The following is a 19,678-nucleotide window of genomic DNA, read 5'->3' as shown; positions in this document are numbered from 1 at the left end:
ATTGAGTGCGGCTTTTCCATCTTTTTCGACTGGGATCAGAAGCCCGGGAACACGTTGAGCAAGCCGCGCTTGCCAAAGGTGGTGCCGCGGTTTGGACCGAAGTTGTATTCGATGCCCAGACCAAAGAAACCTTCGGAGTCTCCATCACCGTCAATCAGGCCCAGATCGGCGGTCAGAGTGGTGTTTTCAATCAAGTTGTAGCGCACCCCAAAGGTGAAGAGGTTTGCATCCGCTGCCGCGTTCAGGCCGCCAACGTCCACGTAGTCATACGCAGCGGTCAACACCAGAGTCTCGCTGACATCCCAGCCGCCCATGACGCCCAGAAGGGTCAGGTCCACATTGTCTTCGTTGTCTTTCTGAAAATAGGCCTCAGCATAGCCCAGACCATAGTCATAATGGCCTTCGATACCGAAAGACTGGATGTCGTTGTTCACGTCGGCGCGTTCATAGTAAACACCCAGAGCCAGTTGCTCATTGGCGTTGAAGATACCGTGCAGAGCAACTGTGTTGCCACTTTCGCTGAGCAGGCTGAAATCATGGCGCGCCAGATCCAACTGAACGCCAAAGCGCTGGGAGAACGCAAATTCCGCAGAGCCATCAAGGGTCGAGGTGGCCACCGACTCGTTGTTGACTTCGTCAAAGAAGCTGGAATAGCTCAGGCCGATTTCTGCGCCTTTGAATTCGAATGCCTGTGCGGTGCCCGCGAGAGTGCTCAAACCAACAATAAGAGACAGAGCTGTTTTCATTTTTATTCTCCAGAATAGTCACAATGCAGCCAGGAGCTGCGTGCGCCCGTATCTAGAATCCCATTATGATTGTAAAACAGACTTCAAATTCAGCCAAAACGGGTTTCACAAATGAAACACATCGGCCCTAAGGCGCTGATTTAAATAAAAGAACGGCGCCCGAAGTTGAACGCCGTCACTTGTTTTCCGTCAATGTTGACCACTTTACCGCACGATGAATTCCGCATGAAGCGCGCCGGCGGCTTTGATGCTCTTGAGAATATCGATCATGTCGCGGGGCGCGACGCCCAGCGCATTTAGGCCAGCAATGACTTCGCTAAGCGAGGTCGTGGTTGGAACTTCTGCCAAACCGATGCCTGGATCTTCTTCGATCGCAGCCTCGGTGCGCGGCACCACCACTGTTTCGCCATCCGCGAAGGGGTTTGGTTGCACGACTAATGGCTCTTCGGTCACACGCAGCGTAAGACCACCCTGAGAGACCGCGACACGCGAAATACGCACATCTTCCCCCATGACAATCGTGCCTGAGCGCTGATCGACAACCACGCGCGCTTTACGCTCTGGTTGGACCGAAATGTTTTCAATCTGGCTTAGGGCGTGGGCTGGCGACAATTGGTTGGTGCGGTTGATGTCCACCTGAACGGTGCCGGCATCCAGCATCAAGGCGACGCGGCGTCCGTAGTTGCGGTTGATGGCCTGCTCAATGCGGCCAGCTGTTGTGAAATCCGGCTCCCGCAACGCCAGACGCATATTGGTCAGCGATGAGAAATCAAACTCGATCTCTCGTTCTACGCGGGCGCCGGATGGGATCACACCCGACGTTGGCACGCCCTTGACGACGCCACCGGCGTCCCCTTCGGCAGCCACGCCCCCTGCGATCACCGTGCCCTGCGCGACTGCGTAGATCTCACCATCCGCGGCGTTCAATGGTGTCATCACCAAGGTTCCGCCCAACAGGCTGCTGGCATCGCCAATAGCCGAAATGGTCACATCCACCGTGCCGCCTGCACGGGCAAAGGGTGGCAGGGTCGCTGTTACGAAAACCGCTGCCACGTTCTTAGGCCGCATCTGTTCGCCGGTGATGTTCACACCCAGGCGTTCCAGAATATTGGTCATTATTTCTTCGGTGAAGGGTGCGTTCCGCAGCCCGTCTCCGGTTCCGTTCAGGCCGACCACAAGACCGTAGCCAACCAGATCATTGCCCCGTACACCGTCAAATTCTACCAGATCTTTGATCCGTATCGGCGTTGCTGATGCCATCACCGGCATCAGTACGAGGAGCATCAGCATTCTTGCTAAGCTCATGAGATTTGTCATCTTACATAATTCGCCAGTGTCAGTTGAGAAAGACGCGCAGTGATGGTGTAGACCATCTCCAGCTGTACTTGTACTTTTTGAAGTTCGCCGGCCACCTGCGTTGCATCCGCTGACAGCAGATCATTCTGCGTAATTTTCAACGCGCTGGTCTGAGCCGAGTTGTTGGTTTTGGCGTTCTCAATGCGTTCTTGGTTGAAGCCAATGTCTGCTTGTAAAGAGATCACATCGTCTTGGTTTCCCAGCAGACGTTCACCCGCTCGCCCCATCAAGTCTTGTTTTTCAACAAGAGACAGATTCAAACCCGGATCATCGGCCAAAGCCACCATTGCCGTGTCGCGCATAACCGCGCGCAAGGCTGGGTCATCCGCACGAACATTGAAATCTGCGGTCTGGGTGTCATTCAAACGAAAGGGGGCCAAATTCGTTGTCGTGCCTTCATAGGCGCCGGTTTCAAACCCGCCGCCGGCTGTCATGAAGTAGGTTTCCAGACGTGCCTCAATATCAGACACAGACGTCGCACCCGCGACCGCTGCGCGAATTTGCGTCATCATGTCATCAGCAGAGACCAAGGCCGCCCCATCCGTACCGGTACCCGCGAAGAGGTTTCGGTCAGAAGCTCGCCCATTCAGGGTGGTAACGATGCTTTCGAAATCATTTGCCGCACTGCGTGCCACGGTGTCTATAGTCTGTTCAACACCAGAGTTCTGACTTGAGAGCGCATCGCGCGCCAGATCACCAGACAGCGCCTGAACTTGTTTAAGCGACGCTTGCGCCACTTCGCTGAACACCGCAGCGTCCGAGATCGCCACGCCGTAGCCTTCCAACACGGTCAGTTGCCGCTCAACGCTGGCCAGCATGTTGAAGTCGCCCTTCAAGGAGGCGGCAACATCTGATTTGCGACCGGATCCAAGCTCATTGGCCAATCGGTTCAAATTGTTCTTAACGTCCGTGTTTCTGCGCGACATCATCAAATGCTGCGCCATATCTCCAACAGAAGTAATTGGCATCGTTACAACCTCATCAATGCGTCTAGCATTTCATCCGCCGCCTGAATGAGGCGGGCATTGGCCGCGTAGGCCTGTTCAATCAGCATCAACCGCTGCAGTTCCTGGTCGGTGTCTACACCATCCTGAAGTTCTAGATTTTCCAAGCTCGCGAGCTGAGAATTCGCAAAGGCGAGGTCGCGGTCGCTGGTCACCCGTGCGCCAGACACATTTGAAAGAAGTTTGCCGCTCAGCTCCGTCATAGAAACGGTTTTGGGGCCGAAGCTTCCAGATGGTGGTGCAAGTTGTTCCTGCATCACATCCAGCATGCGATTAAGCTGTGTCGCGTCACCTGCGTCACCGGGAGCCGTCGCCCCCAGACCGTCGCGCAAACGCCACGTTTCCCCGGCACCGTCCAGATCCACAAGATTATTGAGCTCCAGACGACCGGCCAAGCCAACTTCGTCCGCTGTTGCAAATGCGGCACCAGCATCGGTGAAGAGACCAGGATCGCCTGCGGTCAGTGTCGGATCCGTCGTGGTGTTCTGAAAGCGCTCCACCAGACTGCGGGCTGCCGCATCAAGATCGGCCTGTGCCTCCACGCCGAGTTCATCACGAATGGCAAATTGTGCGCCAATAGCACCGCCAGCCAGCGCCCCGCGTTCTGAATCAATGCGCACCGGGCGGCCATTGATTTCAACGCCTGAAAGCATGCCTGCCGCATGGGTCATGTGCGGCTCAATAATGGGGCTTTCATTGAAGGAAACTTCGACAGCTGTGCCATCAAGCAATGTTGCGCCCGTAGTCGTGTAGAGTGCAACCGCACCGTTGTCACGCGGTGCAATACGCAACGGCACCAGCTCGCCGATCTGGTCGATCAACACACCGCGCGCATCTTCTAAGCCCGCTGTTTCCTGACCGCTGCTCATTGCGCTGAAAATTTTGCGGTTCATGTCCTGCGTTTGCTGCAGCAGCCCGTTCAGGTCATCAATCATCTTGCTGATGTTTGAATCTGCTTCAGACCGCATGGTCTGAATATCGTCCGAAGCGGTGTTGAATTTCTCAACGATGTTTTCTGCGTCCAGCGCCACATTCTTAAGGCGAATGTCGCTGTCTGGTGCCCCCGTCGCTGTGGCGAGCGTGCTTTCGAAAGTTGCCATCACACCGGACAAACTGTCCGCTGAGTCTGGTGTGCCAAGCACCCGCTCAAGACGCGAATAAAACGAGTTCGTCCCCGTCGCAAATTGACTGCCCGCATCCGCGAGGCGCCGCTCTGCAACGGCAACAGGGTTTGCATGACGCGTCACCCCATCCAGCCGCACGCCACCAGAAAAGCCATAGACCGAGGCCGACTGGCTCAGCGAACGCCGCGCATACCCGTCGGTGCTGGCGTTCGCAATGTTTGAAGACACAACCTGCGCTGAACGCGCGGAGGCCGTAAGACCGCTCAGAGCGTTTGTCAGAGCATTTGAAATACTCATGAATTATCCTTTCCGACCGTCAAACGGCCTCTCGCGATTATCAGCGCTTGATGTTGGTGGTTTCCTGCAGCATCTCGTCCACGGTCTGAACGATCTTTGCGTTGGTGCTGTAGGCCCGCTGTGTCTTGATCATGTCGGTCAATTCAGCCGCCACATCGGTGGCCGATTCTTCCCGCATGAAGGAGAGGATTTCACCTGTCGGACCGCTGCCTGCATCCCAGAGGAAGTAGGATCCACTTTCGTTGGACGGCACGTAGGTTTGGAAATCGAGCTGGATATCAAGACCATTCGGGTTCGGCACATCCACCATAGGGATCTTGAAGATCGTGCGCGTCACGCCGCTGCTGTATTTTGCAGTCACGATGCCATTGCCGTCGACATTGATCTCATTCATCGTGCCCACAGGTGCACCGTCTTTGCTCACTTTCAGCGGCGCGTAGGTATCGCCAAGCTGGCTCATGCCGCCGGTCTGACCGATGAGACCGATATCAATCTCGATTGGGCCGCCGCCCACAGTCAACATCGCTTTACCCGTGGCCGGATCGTAGGCGCCGCCAGAGTTGGTGGTCACGCTGGCCAATGTACCAGCAGTGGCACGCGCATCGTTGAAGGTGAAAGTGTAGTCCCCTACAATCGCATTACCGGATGCGGAGTCACGAATGACCATGCGCCATTCATTTGAAGAGCCGGAGGCTGGTACGGTCGGCGTGAATGTCACGTCCAGTTTCTCTGACTGACCGAGGTTGCCAAAATACTCAATGCCAAGCACTTCCGCACCGGATGTGGCGCCCGCAACCGTTGAGGTGGAAGGCAGGTTCACACCCAGTTCAACGGCTGTGGTTGGTGATCCTGCCAGTTCTGTGGTCAACAAGCGGATGGGGCGCAGCGCGGTGTTACTGTCACGTGGAACGTTTGGAAAAGTTCCATCAGCATTTGCTGGCCAGCCCATCAATGCCAAGCCAGCTTCGGATACCAAATATCCGTTTTCATCCGCACGGAAAGATCCCGTTGTCGCCAGCATCATCTGCGGGTTCTGGTCGCCTGCGTTGATCGCGTTCGCAGAGGCCACCGGTAGGAACCCACGACCACGTACAGCAAGATCCGTTGGATTGGTTGTCGGGATCAGTGATCCACCGGTGTCAATCACACGGCGGCTGCTGGCCTGAACACCACCCGCAGTGTATTTCCCGCCCCGGGAGCCGGTCACCATGGATTGGAAATCGGTCTCCACACGACGGTATCCGTAGGTGGCTGAGTTCGCAATGTTGTCGGAGATTGCCGCCAGGCGCGTCGCATTTGACGACAACCCGGCCACACCGGCATTAAGCGAAGAGGAAATCGACATGGTACGCCTTTCTGCTGTAACCTATTGTTCGATTTCCCTGTTACGACGCTCCAACTTAACAGCGCACTAACGCGCCAAAAAGAATCCCCCTACCTCACTGATCAGATCTGAGCAGAATGATCTCAATGCGGTTATTTCGCAGGTCTCTTGGGATGTTTGACACCAATTCACGGTCTGCATGCCCTGTCACACGCGCAATGCGTTCGGGATCAAGACCATAGGTCTCCATCAGCTGCCTCATGGCATCTGCGCGAATCGATGACAAAGGCCAAGCTTGTGTGTTGCGCACCGTCACCGGCTCTGAACGCACATGTCCTTCAACGGCAACTTTGTTGCTCACAAGATTGGAAACCTCGGACAAGACCTCTGCCAGATCGAGAAGCAGCGGCATAGGTTGCGCCGATCCTTCAACAAACAGTCGCTGATTTGGCGCGTCAAAGAGCTCAATTACCAAGCCTTCATCGGTCAGCCGTGTCACCACGTGCTTCATCAGATTGTCAGACAGGAAGCTTTCACCGCCTCCGCCAATCAAAAGATCCTGCACATCAGACAAACCGTCCTCAGTATCAGAGGCGCCCTCTTCTGCGCTTGGATTTCCGGTATCAAATTCAACTGGATCAGGCTGCCCCTCCACCGAGGTTGGCAAACCACCTGTGCCTTGCTGAGCCAGAATGCGTTCCGTCAAAACGCTGTCCCCACCAAACATCGCACTGCCCCCACCGGACATCTTGTTTAGCGGCACAGTCGGATTGAAGAACTCCGCAATACCCAGCCTTTGTTGTTCTGTTGTCGCATTAATCAGCCACATCAACAGAAAGAACGCCATCATTGCGGTCACAAAGTCCGCATAGGCGATTTTCCACGCCCCACCATGATGTCCGTCACCGCCGACCACTTTCTTTCGTTTAATGATCACCGGCGCGTTGGAATTATCTGCCATCGCACGTCACCTTTTTCTCACCCAAGATGACAGTTATCCACGACGTCTTACCCTGAGCTTAACAAACAGGGTTTTAGAAGCATTCTACAGAGTTTCCGAAAGCCTCTACCGTTAACCGTGCAAAGCTGCTGACAGCTGCGCCATAAAGCTGCGACGATCCAGACCTGCTTCAATCGGCGCACCGATTTCCACTATAATAGTGCCTGGATATTTAAAAAATGTCCCATACGGCCAGCAGGCCCCGGAATTCAGACGGATCGGCACGGCCGGCACACCAGCCAGCTGATAAAGAACGCCAACGCCTGCCTGCACCTGCCCATCCTGCGACAAGCGGCGCGTACCGCTTGGGAAAATAAGCAGGTTCCGCCCCTCTTTGACCGCAGCCGCACCAGCCCGAAACCCATCACGCATCGTGTCCCCAGTTGCGCTTGTCGCCACAGGGACATGCCCGAGCTTGCGCATCAATGGCCCAAAAATCGGATACGAAAAAATCGGTTGCTTGGCGTACATGACGGGTCGTTTGAGAAGGAGCTGAAAAAACAGCGTCTCCCATGTGCTTTCATGCTGTGACGCCATCAAAACAGGCGTATCGGGCAAATTTTCTTGTCCACGCACCTCGTAGCGCACGCCACACATCACACGCAGCAGCCACAACTGAATCCGCAAATAGCGATCCGTCACGGCGTAGACCGTATCCCGTGACAGGCAGATCCCTGGCCACAAAAGCAAAAACGGCACTGCCGCCAGACTTGCCCCAACATAAAACAGCACGCTGCGCAACGCGATCAGGGCCAGCCATGAGTGTTTCCTGGGTCTCAAAACCTTGGTGCTTTCATTGTGAGTCAGCTGCGGCACTGTGGTGCTTCCTTACTTTGCCATATAGCCAGCGAGTCCGACTTGAGCTACTCTAGCCACAGCGTGTGGAGCAAGTGTTTCATCACCATGATTTTTATAGAGTGTTGTTTTGACGCATTGGGGGATTAGGTTGCGACGACGCACAAGATGGGTCCGCGAACTCAGCGTAGCGCCATGTATCTTTGTGGCGGCATTTTGCCTTTCAAGTTTGACCGCAAATGCATTTGAAATCGACTTCCGCATGTCGGGCGGGGAAGAAGGGCTCTCTGAGAGATTGCAATCTTCGTCCTTGCTGACAGCCGCCAAAAACGATGGCACCACAGAGGGCCAGGACATCGTAGCGGCGGCGCAATCGGACTACAGACGCCTGTTGGGGGTGTTGTATCGCGCTGGCTATTTTGGGCCGTCGATCTCCATTAAGGTGAACGGGCAAGAAGCCGCGAACATCTCTCCGTTCGCCCAGATCAACACAGTATCACGTGCAAGCGTGACCGTGACAACGGGTCCGCGCTTTCGCTTTGGCCAAACACAAATCGCGCCAGTCACACCGAAAACTGAACTGCCCGAGGAATTTGCCCCCACGGCCCCTGCCGATCTTGCCGCCGTTGAAAACGCAGCCCGCGTGGCCATCAGCGGTTGGCGCGATGAAGGGCATGCCAAAGCCAAGATATCAAACCAACAAATCAGTGCAGACCATCGTGCCTCGGAGCTGGATGTGGCGGTCACTGTCGATCCTGGCCCGAAATTGAAGTATGGCAACCTGATCTACAAAGGCCAATCCAATGTGCGCACTGAACGCGTCGTGGAAATTGCCGATCTGCCTACCGGCAGCACGTTCAGCCCTGAAACCACACGCCAAGTCACTGCGCGCCTGCGTCGGACAGATACCTTCCGCACAGTGGACTTGCGGGAGGCTGAAGAAGCCAATCCTGATGGCACTTTGGACATGGAGCTCGCGCTGGTCGACAGCCCGCCGCGTCGCTTTGGGTTTGGTGCAGAATTGGAAAGCACCGAAGGGCTCTCACTGTCGGCCTTTTGGATGCACCGCAACCTGCGCGGTGGCGCAGAAAACCTGCGTTTTGATGCGGAGATTGAGAACATCGGTGGCGACAGCGCCGGTTTGAACTATCGCTTGGGTACACTTTATTCCCGGCCAGCGACGTTCAATTCAGACACGGCCCTCGTGATCGGAGCTGAGATTAAGCAAGAAGACGAAGATCTGTATTTTCTGCGTCAATTTGGGGCCAGTGTGGGCTATAAGCGCATTGTGTCTGAGCGGCTGGAGACCAGCGCTGCGCTGACCGGGTTTCATTCGGATGTTGATGACAACTTTGGGGAACGTGAGTTTCAAGCCCTTGGGGTGCGGGCCTATGCAAAGCTCGATCGGCGCGACGTGATCGTCAATCCAACCAGCGGCTATTTCATACAGGCGACGGCCTTTCCCTATGCGGGTTTTTCCGACACAGAACCCGCGCTGTTTCTTGAGGGGGACGTGCGCGGGTACCTGAGTTTTGGCGCAGACGATCGGCTGATTGCAGCGGGGCGCATCCAAGTGGGCAGCATCCTTGGCCCCAGCATTCGCGGCACCCCGCCGGATCTGCTGTTTTATTCTGGCGGCGGTGGCACGGTGCGTGGTCAACCCTATCAATCCGGCTTTGTGACGGTAAATGGCATCGACAGCGGGGGTTTGTCCTTCCTGGGTGTGTCCACCGAAGCGCGCATTAAGATCAACGACACTTTCACCACGGTCGCCTTTTTTGATGGCGGCTTTGTCGGCGAAACCTCCAACATCTTTGGAGATGGCAGCTTCCATTCTGGTGCGGGTCTCGGCGTGCGCTACAACACAGGGTTTGGACCTATTCGCGCGGATTTGGGCCTGCCTGTTTCTGGCAACACCGGCGAAGGTGTTCAGCTCTATATTGGTATAGGACACGCTTTCTGATGCGCTGGCTTGCTCTCATTCTGTTCTGTTTTTTGCCCTTCGCGGCCTTCGCGCAAGACAACGAAGACGCCAGTGACGAAGACAAAGGCATGCTGACGCGGTTTTTGGAAGATTCCCTGTCGGGCGCGGGCCGCGAGGTGGAGGTCATCGGTCTGCGCGGGGCGATCAGCTCCACTGCCACAATCGAAGAATTGCGCATTTCAGATGTGGACGGGCCTTGGCTGTCACTCAAGGGGCTGTCGCTTGATTGGAACAGGCTCGCGGTTCTGCGCGGCAATGTGAATGTGAATGAGCTGAGTGCGGCGGAAATCAACCTGGCGCGCATTCCCAAAACGGACCCAAGCCCGACAACCGCCGAAACCAAGCCTTTTGCGTTGCCAGAGCTGCCCGTCAGCATCAATATCAAGTCCCTGAAGGCGGATCGCATTTCACTGGGCGCACCGATCTTGGGAGAAGCCGTAGATTTCTCACTGAACGCGCGCCTGATTTTGGAAAGCGGCGCAGGTGAAGTGCTGCTCAGCGCCACGCGCATGGGCGGGCCTGCAGGCCAGTTCTCAGTGGACGGGGCCTACGCCAATGAGACGGGCATGCTGCGGCTGGATCTTCAGGCTGCTGAAGACCCCGGTGGGTTGGTGGCCACACTGGCACAGCTCCCCGATGCGCCAGCGCTTGGGCTGACTGTGCTCGGCGAAGGTCCTTTGAGCGATTTTACTGCAGATCTGCGCCTGACAAGTGATGGTGAAGAACGCCTGGCCGGTCAGGTGGAGCTGTCCACCGAGCCTGCCCCGGCATCCACCACAGAGACCGCACAAGAGGCGAGCAAACCCACGCAAGTCATACGCGCGGACATCGCGGGCAACATGGCGCCATTGTTTGCGCCCGATTACAAAGATTTCTTTGGCGAAAGCATCGCGCTTCAAACATTGTTGCGCCGTTTTGGGGATGGGCGCACGACACTGGACACCCTCAGCCTGACGTCTCGCAGTCTCAATCTGAACGGCGAACTCGCGCTCAGTGCGGCAAATTTGCCTGAGCGGTTTGACCTCGACATTCTCTTGCGCGACGACACAGGCGCGCGGGTTTTGCTGCCGGTGAGCGGCCCCAAAAACTATGTTCAGAGCGCCGCACTGAAGGCGGTATTTGATGCTGGAAAAGGGCAGGTCTGGACGCTAAAGGGCAACGTATCAGGTATTGAAACTGAAGACGTCACGCTTGAGCGTGTGCAGCTTGATGGACGTGGAGACATTGTCACCACCCCCAAACGCCGTGTGACGGCAGATATTGCACTCAATATGACGGGGCTCGCGCTGCCAGACCCCGCCCTGACCGATGCTGTGGGGGACAGCGCCAGCCTGACGGCGAACGTCGACTGGACAGATGGCGACGGTGTGCGGCTCACCAATCTGTCAGTCGATGCTGCGCAGGCGTCTTTTAAAGGGGACGCCCATCTGACCGGCCAAGGTCAAGATATGCGCATTGCCACAAACGCGGATCTTTCCGTACCCGATCTGGCGCGATTTGCAGGGCTTGTCGGGCGGGAACTTGGAGGCGCGATCGCGGCGCAGCTGACCGGGGACATTGCCCCACTCAGCGCTGGCTTTGATCTGGATTTGACAGCCAATGCAACAGATCTTGCGATCGGCGAGGCGCAGGTGGATGCGCTTCTGACGGGAGAGAGCAGCCTTGCGCTCTCCGCAAAGCGTGATGAAACGGGCCTGACTTTGCGCAAGGGGGATATCGAAACCTCTCAGCTCACCGCCTCGGGCAAAGGCACATTGGCCAGCGAGAACAGCGACCTTCAATTTGAGGCGGCACTGGCAGAGGTCGCAGCGCTTGTGCAACTAGAGGGGCTCAACGGCCCCGCGACTGTGGCAGGCAGCGCCAAGCAAACCGGCGCGGACTGGGCTTTTGATCTTTCTGCAACAGCACCCGCCGAGACCCGCGCAACCATTAAGGCCGCCTTGCCCAAAGCTGGGAAACCTTCGGCAGAGTACGACTTTGAAATCGGCAAGGTCGACAGCTTCATTCCGAGCCTGCCCGGCGCAGCGAGCATCAAAGGCACCGCAGCGGAAACAGACACAGGCTGGGCGCTGGATTTCGATTTGGGCGCCCCGTTTGACAGCAAAGGCAGCGGACAAGGCGTGATCGACCCGCAGGGGGACGGCACAGATTTTACCGTGTCAGGCACGCTTCCTTTGGCAGCCGCCAATCCATTTTTGCAACCAAATGCCATTCAAGGGCTTGCTCAATATGACCTGCGGATGCGCGGCGCCCTGGAGCCTGCCAGCGTCACAGGCACGGTTTCCCTGTCTGGTGCACGCTTTGCTCTGCCAGATCTGCGGATCGCATTGGAGGATATCTCTGGCACGATTGGTCTGGCCAACACGGCAGCGCAAATCAACATCACCACTCAGTTTTCAGGTGGCGGTGAGATTGGCGTTGCAGGCTCGCTTGGTTTGGCGCCTCCGTTTAATGCCAACCTGCCTGTGAGCTTGCGCAACCTGCAATACCAACAGGGCCAGCTGTTTGAGACAACAGCCAATGGCACCATCACGCTGTCTGGTCCAGCCACAGGCGGTGGACAGATTGCGGGGGATATCAACCTCACGCAGACCAATATCCGCATTTCTCCCGTCGGTTTGTCAGGTGGGGGGGCGGTGCCTGATATCACCCATCTGGCCGAACCCGGTGCCGTGTTCACCACGCGGGATCGTGCTGGGTTGATTGCCCGTGACGAAGCCGCTGCAGGCCCTGCCGCGCCGCCTTTCGGGCTGGATGTTACGGTCAGTATCGGGGATCGTATTGCCGTACGCGGCCTCGGACTGAACGCAGACTTTAACGGTGCCATGCAGGTCACCGGGACCACAAACAACATCGTGCCTAACGGTGAGCTTGACCTCATTCGGGGACGACTAGACTTCCTTTCAAACCCATTTGAGCTGGATGAAGGAACCATCTCTCTGCTGGGAGATTTCATCCCGACGATGCGGGTTCAAGCCACAGCGGAACAACCGGATGCGACCATCTTCATCATTATTGACGGTCGGATGGATGATCCGGAAATCAAATTGGAAAGCGATCCTGAGTTGCCGGATGACGAAGTGCTGTCACAGCTGCTGTTTGGACGTGATCTCTCCAGTATTTCTCCGCTGCAGGCCGCTCAACTTGCTGCCGCGCTGGCAACGCTCTCCGGTTCGGGCGCACGCGGGCCAGCTTTGGGCAAAAATGTTGGGCTTGATGACTTTGGCCTGACATTTGATGAAAATGGCGCGCCCGGCGTGCGCGCGGGCAAATACATCAGCGAAAACATTTACACTGAGGTTGGTGTCGACAGCGAAGGCAAAAGCAACATCAGTATCAACCTGGATGTGAACGAGAATCTGACGGTCAAAGGCACCGTTGGGTCAGACGATGAGAGCGCGATCGGGGTCTTCTTTCAGCGCGACTACTGATGCGCAAAAGCTGCGCGCAGCACCGTGTTTATACGCATACACTGCGCAAACACATCTCTCGCAGCTGTGCGCGGGTTTCGTCACTCAACGGGGTTCCCTGCGCGCGTTGCCATTTCAACGTGTTGCGGATTGCGCCCCCGATAAAGCCGCCCATCACACCGGCATCACCGGCAATACAGCCGCCTTCATCCTGAAGTTGCTGCAATACACTGGCAATAAAGGAGGACGATTTTTGAAAACTGGCCATGACGTCTGCCCCCGGCATCAAGGGTACGTTTGACAGATATTCAAACAGAACCGCACGATCCGCATCCTGCCACATGAAATCAATGTGATTGTCGATATAGCGTTCCAACCGAACAAGGGCGGGGTCACTCGGATCATCACCAGCGGTGAGCGCATGTGCCATCACCGTAGCAAGGTCATCATAAACTGCGCGGATCAGCACATCTTTGTTTGCGAAATGATTATAAAGCGAGCCTGTCGCCACCCCTGCGCGCTGCGCAATCTTGGACATGGAAGCCTGTGTTCCATGGGCCACCAGCATCGCCGCAGTGGCTTCCAGTATCTTTTCACGCATTCTGTGTCGTGTCCCTGCGCTCGTTTAGTCCCAGTCCCCAATGAACTTGCGCTCACTTGGGAACCGAGCCTACGCGCAGGGCGGTTTTCAAACAAGGGGTCTCTGATCACCAACCATAAGACCCGAACGTTTGATCGCCTTAAAGTGGCAGAAAGCGAAAAACGTCCCCGTCCATCTCGACTTTGCCAAGACCGGGGAAGGCGAAATGTGTCGCCGCAATTGTGGTGCCCTGCGCAGCCGCCTTGGCCAATAAGGCACGCCGGGTTTCAACCGCCTGCGCGGCATCGCCATCCAGCGCATAGGAAATCTCTGGATTGGCAAACTGAAGCGCCTCTGAGATCACCGCGTCACCAATAATCAGAAGTGCGTCATCACCGCTTTGCAGGTGCAGGCCAGAGTGGCCGGGCGTGTGGCCCGGAAGAGAGACAAATTGCACCCCCTCCACAAGGCTCTCCCCCGATTCAAAGAGTTTCACACGATCTGCGATGCCTGTCGCGATGCTCTGAATCATTTGCACCATCGGGCGGGTGTCTTCGTCGACAGCGTCCGGAAGCCCCGGATTGGTCCAGAACGCCCATTCAGCCTGCGCCACGTGGATTGTTGCCTCTGAAAACGCGGCCCCGTCCAGAAAACCGCCCAGATGATCTGCGTGCATATGGGTGAGCACAATGTCGGTTGGCGCAAGCGCCTGCAGTGCGCCCCATGCCTGCCCTGTCTCCGGAAAGCGCGCCTTGAGCGCCTCAGCAGAGCCCGTGTCCACAAGGATCACACGATCCCCTGCGCGCACCAGCCAAAGGTTGGCTCCGATATTCACTTGCTCGGCCAATGCCACATCTGCGGGTACATTGGCAAAATAGGCGGCCGGCAACGCAAAGCCGCCATCGTTGAAGGTTGTCAGCTCTATATCGCCAATCTGCAGGCCAAAGGGGATCTCTGTCATGATATGCTCCATGTCTGTTGCACAAATCATATGGCAGATCAGCGCGGCGGTGCTATTGTCGTAAATGACAAATAATTTGCCAATTATGCCACGCCATGCCCAATGCCCCGACAATGATCCTCGCCTACCCCGGCGCCCTGCAGTCTGCTGTATTGGGATTAAATGACTTTTTCACGCATACGAATCTGCACCCAAAAATCGTATCTAACGGGGACGATCTGCCCCGATCTCCCGCCGCTATTCTGCTGCCACCGGCGGCAGAGCAAGTGGCACCCGAGGCCCATCCAGAGCTTGTCAGCTATCTCCAGCGCAGTGCGGCGGCAGGCAGTCTTATTTGCTCGGCGTGTGTTGGGGTCAGCTGGATTGCCGCGGCGGGTATTGATGGGGGACGTGCAGTGACCACGCACTGGGGCGTCGCGCCACAGTTGCGCAAGACCTGGCCCCACCTTCAGATCGACACAGACAGATTGGTCATCGAGCATCAGAACCTTGTCACCGCAGGCGGGATGATGGCCTGGGTCGATCTTGCGTTGATCGTGATTGAGCGCCTCGCTGGGCACGAGGTCATGCTCAACACCGCGCGCCATTTCATCGTCGAACCAGTAAGGCGCGACCAGAGGCGGTTTCAGCGGTTTCATCCCAACATGGACCATGGAGACCAGCAGATCTTGCGTGCCCAACATGAGCTTGAGCGCGCCCTGCAAGAAACCCTATCTGTGGCGCAATTGGCTGAAGTCGCGGGGGTGTCCCCGCGCAGTCTACAACGGCGGTTTACTGCCGCGACGGGTTTCACGCTCACGCAGTATATGCAGAAACTCCGCATAGAGCGCGCCAAGTCTTTGCTTGCAGACAGTCGCCTGCCTGTTGCCCAGGTTGCGGCACAATCAGGCTATCGTGATCTGCCTGCATTTCATCGTGTGTTTTCGCGCATCACCGGCATGACGCCCACAAGTTTTCGAAAATCTGTGTGGTCACAAGGCACTTGAGCGCCCCATCCATGCGGCCGAAGAAGGCTCCTCCCCCGCAGGTGTCCCAAGCCGCTCAAACCCCATGCGCGCCCAGAACGCGATGCCACCTGCATTCGCAGGGTTCGCACCGATGTGCATGGCGTGCACGCCACGCAGCTTTGCTGCCGCGCACCATGTTTCAAACAAGCGCCGCCCCAGCCCAGCACCACGGACCTCTGGGCTGAGATTCATATGCAAATGCGCCGGAAAGGGACCCGCCACATAGGCAGGCGTCGGCGTCGGATGATGTATCCATGCCGCGCGGATTTGGTCAGCCGTCCATTCGGTTCGGCTGGCTTCCTTCGGACACGCATACTGATTGCGCAGCGCAGGCCACCAAGCGGCCTCCTGCAATGCTTCAAATGCACGTGTATGCGCCACGCCGCAAACATACCCAACAACCCGACCCTCGCGTTCAGCAACAAAGGCAAGCGCAGGGACGAGTGCCACATAAGGGGCGGTGTAAATATGCCCCAACATCTTTGGATCATTGTACAAATGCGATGCATCCGCGCCTGACAACCCTGTCTTCAGAACAATGTCATAAAGCGCGCCCTGATCAGACGCGCGTGCTGGTCTAATGGTGATCACGATGCCCAGTCCATCTTGCACAGGCGCCCTGTCTTTCGGGGGAAATGAGGTGAGGCGTGGGTATCCTCACCTCGCTGCTTATCAGCCTTTGCCTTTCCAAGGCACCAAGTACTTTTCACCCCAACGCATCAGCATATCGATGCCAAAACCGATGATTCCGATCAGGATGATCCCCATCAGTACGATGTCGGTGTCCTGGAATTTCGATGCGGCAACAATCATTTTACCCACACCTTTTTCCGCCGCTACAAGTTCTGCGGCAACCACGGTGCCCCAACAGACCCCCATAGCGACGCGTGCCGCCGTGAATATCTCCGGCAGAGAGTTTGGAATGATCACATGGCGCAGGATTTGGCGTTTGTTTGCCCCCAGAGAATAGGCCGCATGCACTTTGGATATCTTCACGCCAGACACACCCGAGCGCGCGCCAATCGCCATAATCCAAAGGGCTGCAAGGAACAGCAGGATGATCTTGCCCTGCTCACCAATCCCCGCCCAGATGATCACCAGCGGGATCAGCGCCAGAGGCGGCACAGGGCGCATGAATTCGACGATCGGATCAAACCAGCCGCGGAACCAATTGGACAGGCCCATGGCATAGCCAAGCGGAATACCAACGGCCGCCCCCAAGGCAAACCCCACAATCACGCGGAACAGGGAATAGCTCAGATGCTCTGCCAAAGTGACATTCTGATAGCCATCCCGGCTCACAGATATCAAACGTTGCCACACGCTTTCGGGTGCGGGCAGCCAGATTGACTCCATCTGCATGCCTTTTGCAGGCTCAAAGTTCAGCGTGCCTTTGTCTGTCAGTGCGACACGACCAAAGCCCACTTCTACATCCGCGTCCCGGCTGATCGGTTCGCCATCAACCGCAACAATCTTCGCACCATCCTTGCGGGTCACCTCATCATTGGCATCCCAGCGCAAAAGCTTACTGCGATAGGCCTGCACGACCAGTACATCATCTTTTGCAACACCTTCACCCGGTGCGACCTCTGGTGCATCCGGAACTTGGCCCGCCTCATGTACAATGACGCTGACTGTGGCATCATCCGTGCTGCCATCCTCTGCTTCAAGCGTGTAGGTAAAACTCGCTTCGCCAAGAAACGGCCCCGGCGCGTGCAGGAAACCCGGCAACCATTTGGAGCCCGTGAACGCCCCCCAGATCACAAAGATCAGCACAACGGAAATCACCGACGCTGCTTTGTTGGAGATCACCGCGCTCTCATCGCCAAAAGTCACGGTTTTCAGCGAGGTATAATCTTGTAGAGAAGAAAGCCGTTGTTTCACTTGCGTGAAAACAAACAGCGCAAACAGGATCAGCCCGACGTAAAGCGCCAAATAAGGCAGCGCCCCCAGGACCGACAGAAACAATGTGGCCAGTTCACCACCAAGATCCGCTAAAATCTGCCCCATCTTATGCGTCCCCCTCTGTGCGGCCCATGATCTCTTCTTCCATGTTCCAGATCATGTTGAGGATCTCTTCGCGCGTTGGCGCATAATCGGGATGTTTCTTTACCTCGCGCAGGTCTGCCCCCACACCAAGATCGGCAAAAGGCAGACGGTATTCTTTGTGAATGCGTCCCGGACGCGGTGCCATCACAAGGAGGCGTTCGCCGAGCAAGAGCGCCTCTTCCACCGAGTGGGTGATCAGAATGATCGTTTTGCCAGTCTCTTTCCACAATTTGAGCACAAGGCTCTGCATCTTTTCTCGCGTGAGCGCATCAAGCGCGCCCAGCGGTTCGTCCATCAGGATCACATCCGGATCGTTCGCCAAACAGCGGGCCAAGGCCACGCGCTGCTGCATCCCGCCGGACAATTCATAAACCATCTTTTCTTTGAAGTCCTGAAGACCAACCACTTCGAGGAGGTGGTCAACGATGTCTGCGCTTTCCGACTTAGGCATACCCTTCATGTCAGGACCAAAGCTCACGTTGTCGCGCACGCTCATCCATTCAAAAAGCGCGCCCTGCTGAAACACCATACCGCGCTCTGCGTCTGGCCCCATGACCTTGTGGCCATTCATCACGATCTGCCCCTCGGTTGGGGCCAAGAAACCGGCGACAATGTTCAACAATGTGGTCTTGCCGCAGCCCGAAGGCCCCAGCACGCTCAGCAATTCACCCTGTTTGAGATCAAGGCTCACGTCCTTTAGTGCCTGAACATGCCCCCCGTTTGGCAAATCAAAGCGCATGGACAGGTTTTCGATCGATAATCCAGTCATGTTTCCCAACTGCTTGTTCGCCCATGTCTATGGGCCGCGGTGGTTGGCCCACCTCTTGTCTGGCTCTAAGTCAAAGGCCCGCCTGACAGCGGGCCTTCTTTGGTAGTCTTTACATACCCTTAGCGGCTTCGAGAGGGCCGGTATTCACCGTGCCAGCATAGCTGTCAAGCGCACTCGGAATGGAGCCTGCGTCCACAAAGACACCTGCGACACCCTTCATGAAGTTCTGAGCAGTGCCACCGAACCAAGCATCACCCAATTGCTCATCAACGGTTGGGAATTTGAAAGTCGCCAGCGTCGCGGCGGTGGCTTCTTCGTCCATACCTGCATCTTTCGCGATCACGGGAAGCATCTTGGCGTGATTGGCTTCATCCGCCCACATCGCATTTGCATCTGCTGTCACTTTGAGGAACTTCGCGAGCATTTCGCTTTCTTCGGCAATGAAGGATGCAGGCGCGGTTGTGGCGTCAAAAACCAGGATGCCCAGCTCTTCTTTCTCAGCCCCCGTCAGCAGTACATTGCCATGCTCTTTCATACGGCGCAGCGCACCACCCCAGCCGCAAGCCATGTCCAGCGAGCCCTGCGCCAACGCAGCTGCCCCTTCTGCAGGGGCCATATCCACAACTTCCATGCCGCCGACATCGACGCCAAAGTGGTTCATCTGGCTGAGGAAGCCATAGTGCGCTGCGGTGCCCAGCGGCACAGCCACTTTCTTACCTGCCAACTCTGCCGCGCTGTCTTTGTCAATTTCTAGACCGGACGCCACCACACAGTTGTCGTTGTCTGAATAAGACACGGCAACGTCGACAATCTGAATGTCCTGACCTGCGGACGCGGCGACAACAAACGGCGGCACACCCTGGCTGACAGAAATCTGCACATCCCCGGACGCCATCGCAGCACTCATGGCCGTACCCGTATCGAAGCTGACCCAGTTGATCTCTGTGCCCAGCGCTTCTTCATAGGTGCCCATCTGTTTTGCGTATTGGAACGGCATCGGCCATTCTAAGAAGTAGGCAACAGTAATCTCTGCGGTCGCAGCCTGGGCCCCCATCAGCATCGCAGTGGCGGCTGTGGCGCCCAAAAGCGTCTTCTTCAAGCTCATCGTTATTTCTCCCGTTGTCGTTTTGGCGCGATTGCTCGGTGTGATCCCCTGGGCGTTTGGCCTCTTTTTTGGTCATCAACAATCCGCATCCTTCCTGATCGGAGCGGAATTTGGCCCACCGATCAATGTTTTTTTGGTCAATTATGCGGCAGTGACTATGGGCTTTC

Annotated in this window: 16 protein-coding genes; 3 read left to right on the top strand and 13 right to left on the bottom strand. The window is 56.5% G+C overall.

Annotated elements, in window-relative coordinates; translation table 11 throughout:
* Positions 1 to 35: 35 nt before the first annotated feature.
* The 7 genes from J7413_RS10335 to J7413_RS10305 all read right to left on the bottom strand — a co-directional run bounded on the left by J7413_RS10335 (position 36) and on the right by J7413_RS10305 (position 7,667).
* Positions 36 to 746: a porin gene (locus J7413_RS10335; protein WP_209097998.1), complete on the bottom strand. Its 711-nt coding sequence runs from the start codon at positions 744 to 746 to the stop codon at positions 36 to 38.
* A gap of 204 nt (positions 747 to 950) precedes the next feature.
* The gene (locus J7413_RS10330; protein WP_247743441.1) at positions 951 to 2,051 is read right to left on the bottom strand and encodes a flagellar basal body P-ring protein FlgI; all 1,101 of its coding nucleotides are present in this window, start codon (positions 2,049 to 2,051) and stop codon (positions 951 to 953) included.
* A gap of 8 nt (positions 2,052 to 2,059) precedes the next feature.
* Positions 2,060 to 3,070 carry a flagellin gene (locus tag J7413_RS10325; RefSeq protein WP_209097996.1) on the bottom strand — a complete coding sequence of 337 codons (1,011 nt, stop codon included), beginning with the start codon at positions 3,068 to 3,070 and terminating at the stop codon, positions 2,060 to 2,062.
* A gap of 2 nt (positions 3,071 to 3,072) precedes the next feature.
* Positions 3,073 to 4,527, bottom strand: coding sequence for a flagellar hook-associated protein FlgK (gene flgK, locus J7413_RS10320; protein WP_209097995.1), 1,455 nt, complete (start codon positions 4,525 to 4,527; stop codon positions 3,073 to 3,075).
* A gap of 40 nt (positions 4,528 to 4,567) precedes the next feature.
* Complete coding sequence (locus J7413_RS10315) at positions 4,568 to 5,872, bottom strand: flagellar hook-basal body complex protein (protein WP_209097994.1); 1,305 nt, start codon at positions 5,870 to 5,872, stop codon at positions 4,568 to 4,570.
* Positions 5,873 to 5,966: 94 nt separating this feature from the next.
* Positions 5,967 to 6,812 carry a flagellar motor protein MotB gene (locus tag J7413_RS10310; RefSeq protein ID WP_209097993.1) on the bottom strand — a complete coding sequence of 282 codons (846 nt, stop codon included), beginning with the start codon at positions 6,810 to 6,812 and terminating at the stop codon, positions 5,967 to 5,969.
* A gap of 111 nt (positions 6,813 to 6,923) precedes the next feature.
* Positions 6,924 to 7,667 carry a lysophospholipid acyltransferase family protein gene (locus tag J7413_RS10305; RefSeq protein WP_209097992.1) on the bottom strand — a complete coding sequence of 248 codons (744 nt, stop codon included), beginning with the start codon at positions 7,665 to 7,667 and terminating at the stop codon, positions 6,924 to 6,926.
* A 208-nt stretch (positions 7,668 to 7,875) separates the two neighbouring features.
* Here J7413_RS10305 and J7413_RS10300 point away from each other — a divergent pair, with 208 nt between their 5' ends.
* The gene (locus tag J7413_RS10300; RefSeq protein ID WP_209097991.1) at positions 7,876 to 9,609 is read left to right on the top strand and encodes a BamA/TamA family outer membrane protein; all 1,734 of its coding nucleotides are present in this window, start codon (positions 7,876 to 7,878) and stop codon (positions 9,607 to 9,609) included.
* Positions 9,609 to 13,061: a translocation/assembly module TamB domain-containing protein gene (locus J7413_RS10295; RefSeq protein WP_209097990.1), complete on the top strand. Its 3,453-nt coding sequence runs from the start codon at positions 9,609 to 9,611 to the stop codon at positions 13,059 to 13,061. The genes J7413_RS10300 and J7413_RS10295 overlap by 1 nt, the downstream gene beginning before the upstream one ends.
* 28 nt (positions 13,062 to 13,089) lie before the next feature.
* On the opposite strand, the gene J7413_RS10290 is transcribed toward J7413_RS10295, so the two are convergent.
* Positions 13,090 to 13,641 carry a TetR/AcrR family transcriptional regulator gene (locus tag J7413_RS10290; protein ID WP_209097989.1) on the bottom strand — a complete coding sequence of 184 codons (552 nt, stop codon included), beginning with the start codon at positions 13,639 to 13,641 and terminating at the stop codon, positions 13,090 to 13,092.
* 139 nt (positions 13,642 to 13,780) lie between these two features.
* Complete coding sequence (locus J7413_RS10285) at positions 13,781 to 14,581, bottom strand: MBL fold metallo-hydrolase (protein WP_209097988.1); 801 nt, start codon at positions 14,579 to 14,581, stop codon at positions 13,781 to 13,783.
* A gap of 95 nt (positions 14,582 to 14,676) precedes the next feature.
* Here J7413_RS10285 and J7413_RS10280 point away from each other — a divergent pair, with 95 nt between their 5' ends.
* A complete protein-coding gene (locus J7413_RS10280) occupies positions 14,677 to 15,567 on the top strand; it encodes a helix-turn-helix domain-containing protein (RefSeq protein WP_209097987.1) in 891 nt (296 codons plus the stop codon).
* Here J7413_RS10280 and J7413_RS10275 read toward each other — a convergent pair.
* The 4 genes from J7413_RS10275 to J7413_RS10260 all read right to left on the bottom strand — a co-directional run bounded on the left by J7413_RS10275 (position 15,553) and on the right by J7413_RS10260 (position 19,511).
* Positions 15,553 to 16,200 (bottom strand): GNAT family N-acetyltransferase, encoded by a 648-nt coding sequence (locus J7413_RS10275; RefSeq protein ID WP_209097986.1) that lies wholly within the window; start codon positions 16,198 to 16,200, stop codon positions 15,553 to 15,555. The genes J7413_RS10280 and J7413_RS10275 overlap by 15 nt on opposite strands.
* A gap of 60 nt (positions 16,201 to 16,260) precedes the next feature.
* The gene (locus J7413_RS10270; RefSeq protein WP_209097985.1) at positions 16,261 to 17,598 is read right to left on the bottom strand and encodes an ABC transporter permease subunit; all 1,338 of its coding nucleotides are present in this window, start codon (positions 17,596 to 17,598) and stop codon (positions 16,261 to 16,263) included.
* Between the two features lies 1 nt (position 17,599).
* Positions 17,600 to 18,406 (bottom strand): ABC transporter ATP-binding protein, encoded by an 807-nt coding sequence (locus J7413_RS10265; RefSeq protein ID WP_209097984.1) that lies wholly within the window; start codon positions 18,404 to 18,406, stop codon positions 17,600 to 17,602.
* A 109-nt stretch (positions 18,407 to 18,515) separates the two neighbouring features.
* The gene (locus J7413_RS10260) at positions 18,516 to 19,511 is read right to left on the bottom strand and encodes an ABC transporter substrate-binding protein (RefSeq protein ID WP_209097983.1); all 996 of its coding nucleotides are present in this window, start codon (positions 19,509 to 19,511) and stop codon (positions 18,516 to 18,518) included.
* Positions 19,512 to 19,678: the final 167 nt, after the last annotated feature.

The organism is Shimia sp. R10_1, assembly GCF_017744095.1.
Lineage (GTDB): Bacteria > Pseudomonadota > Alphaproteobacteria > Rhodobacterales > Rhodobacteraceae > Shimia.
Note: the sequence above shows the minus strand (reverse complement) of the source record. Positions and strands in the feature narration are given on the sequence as shown.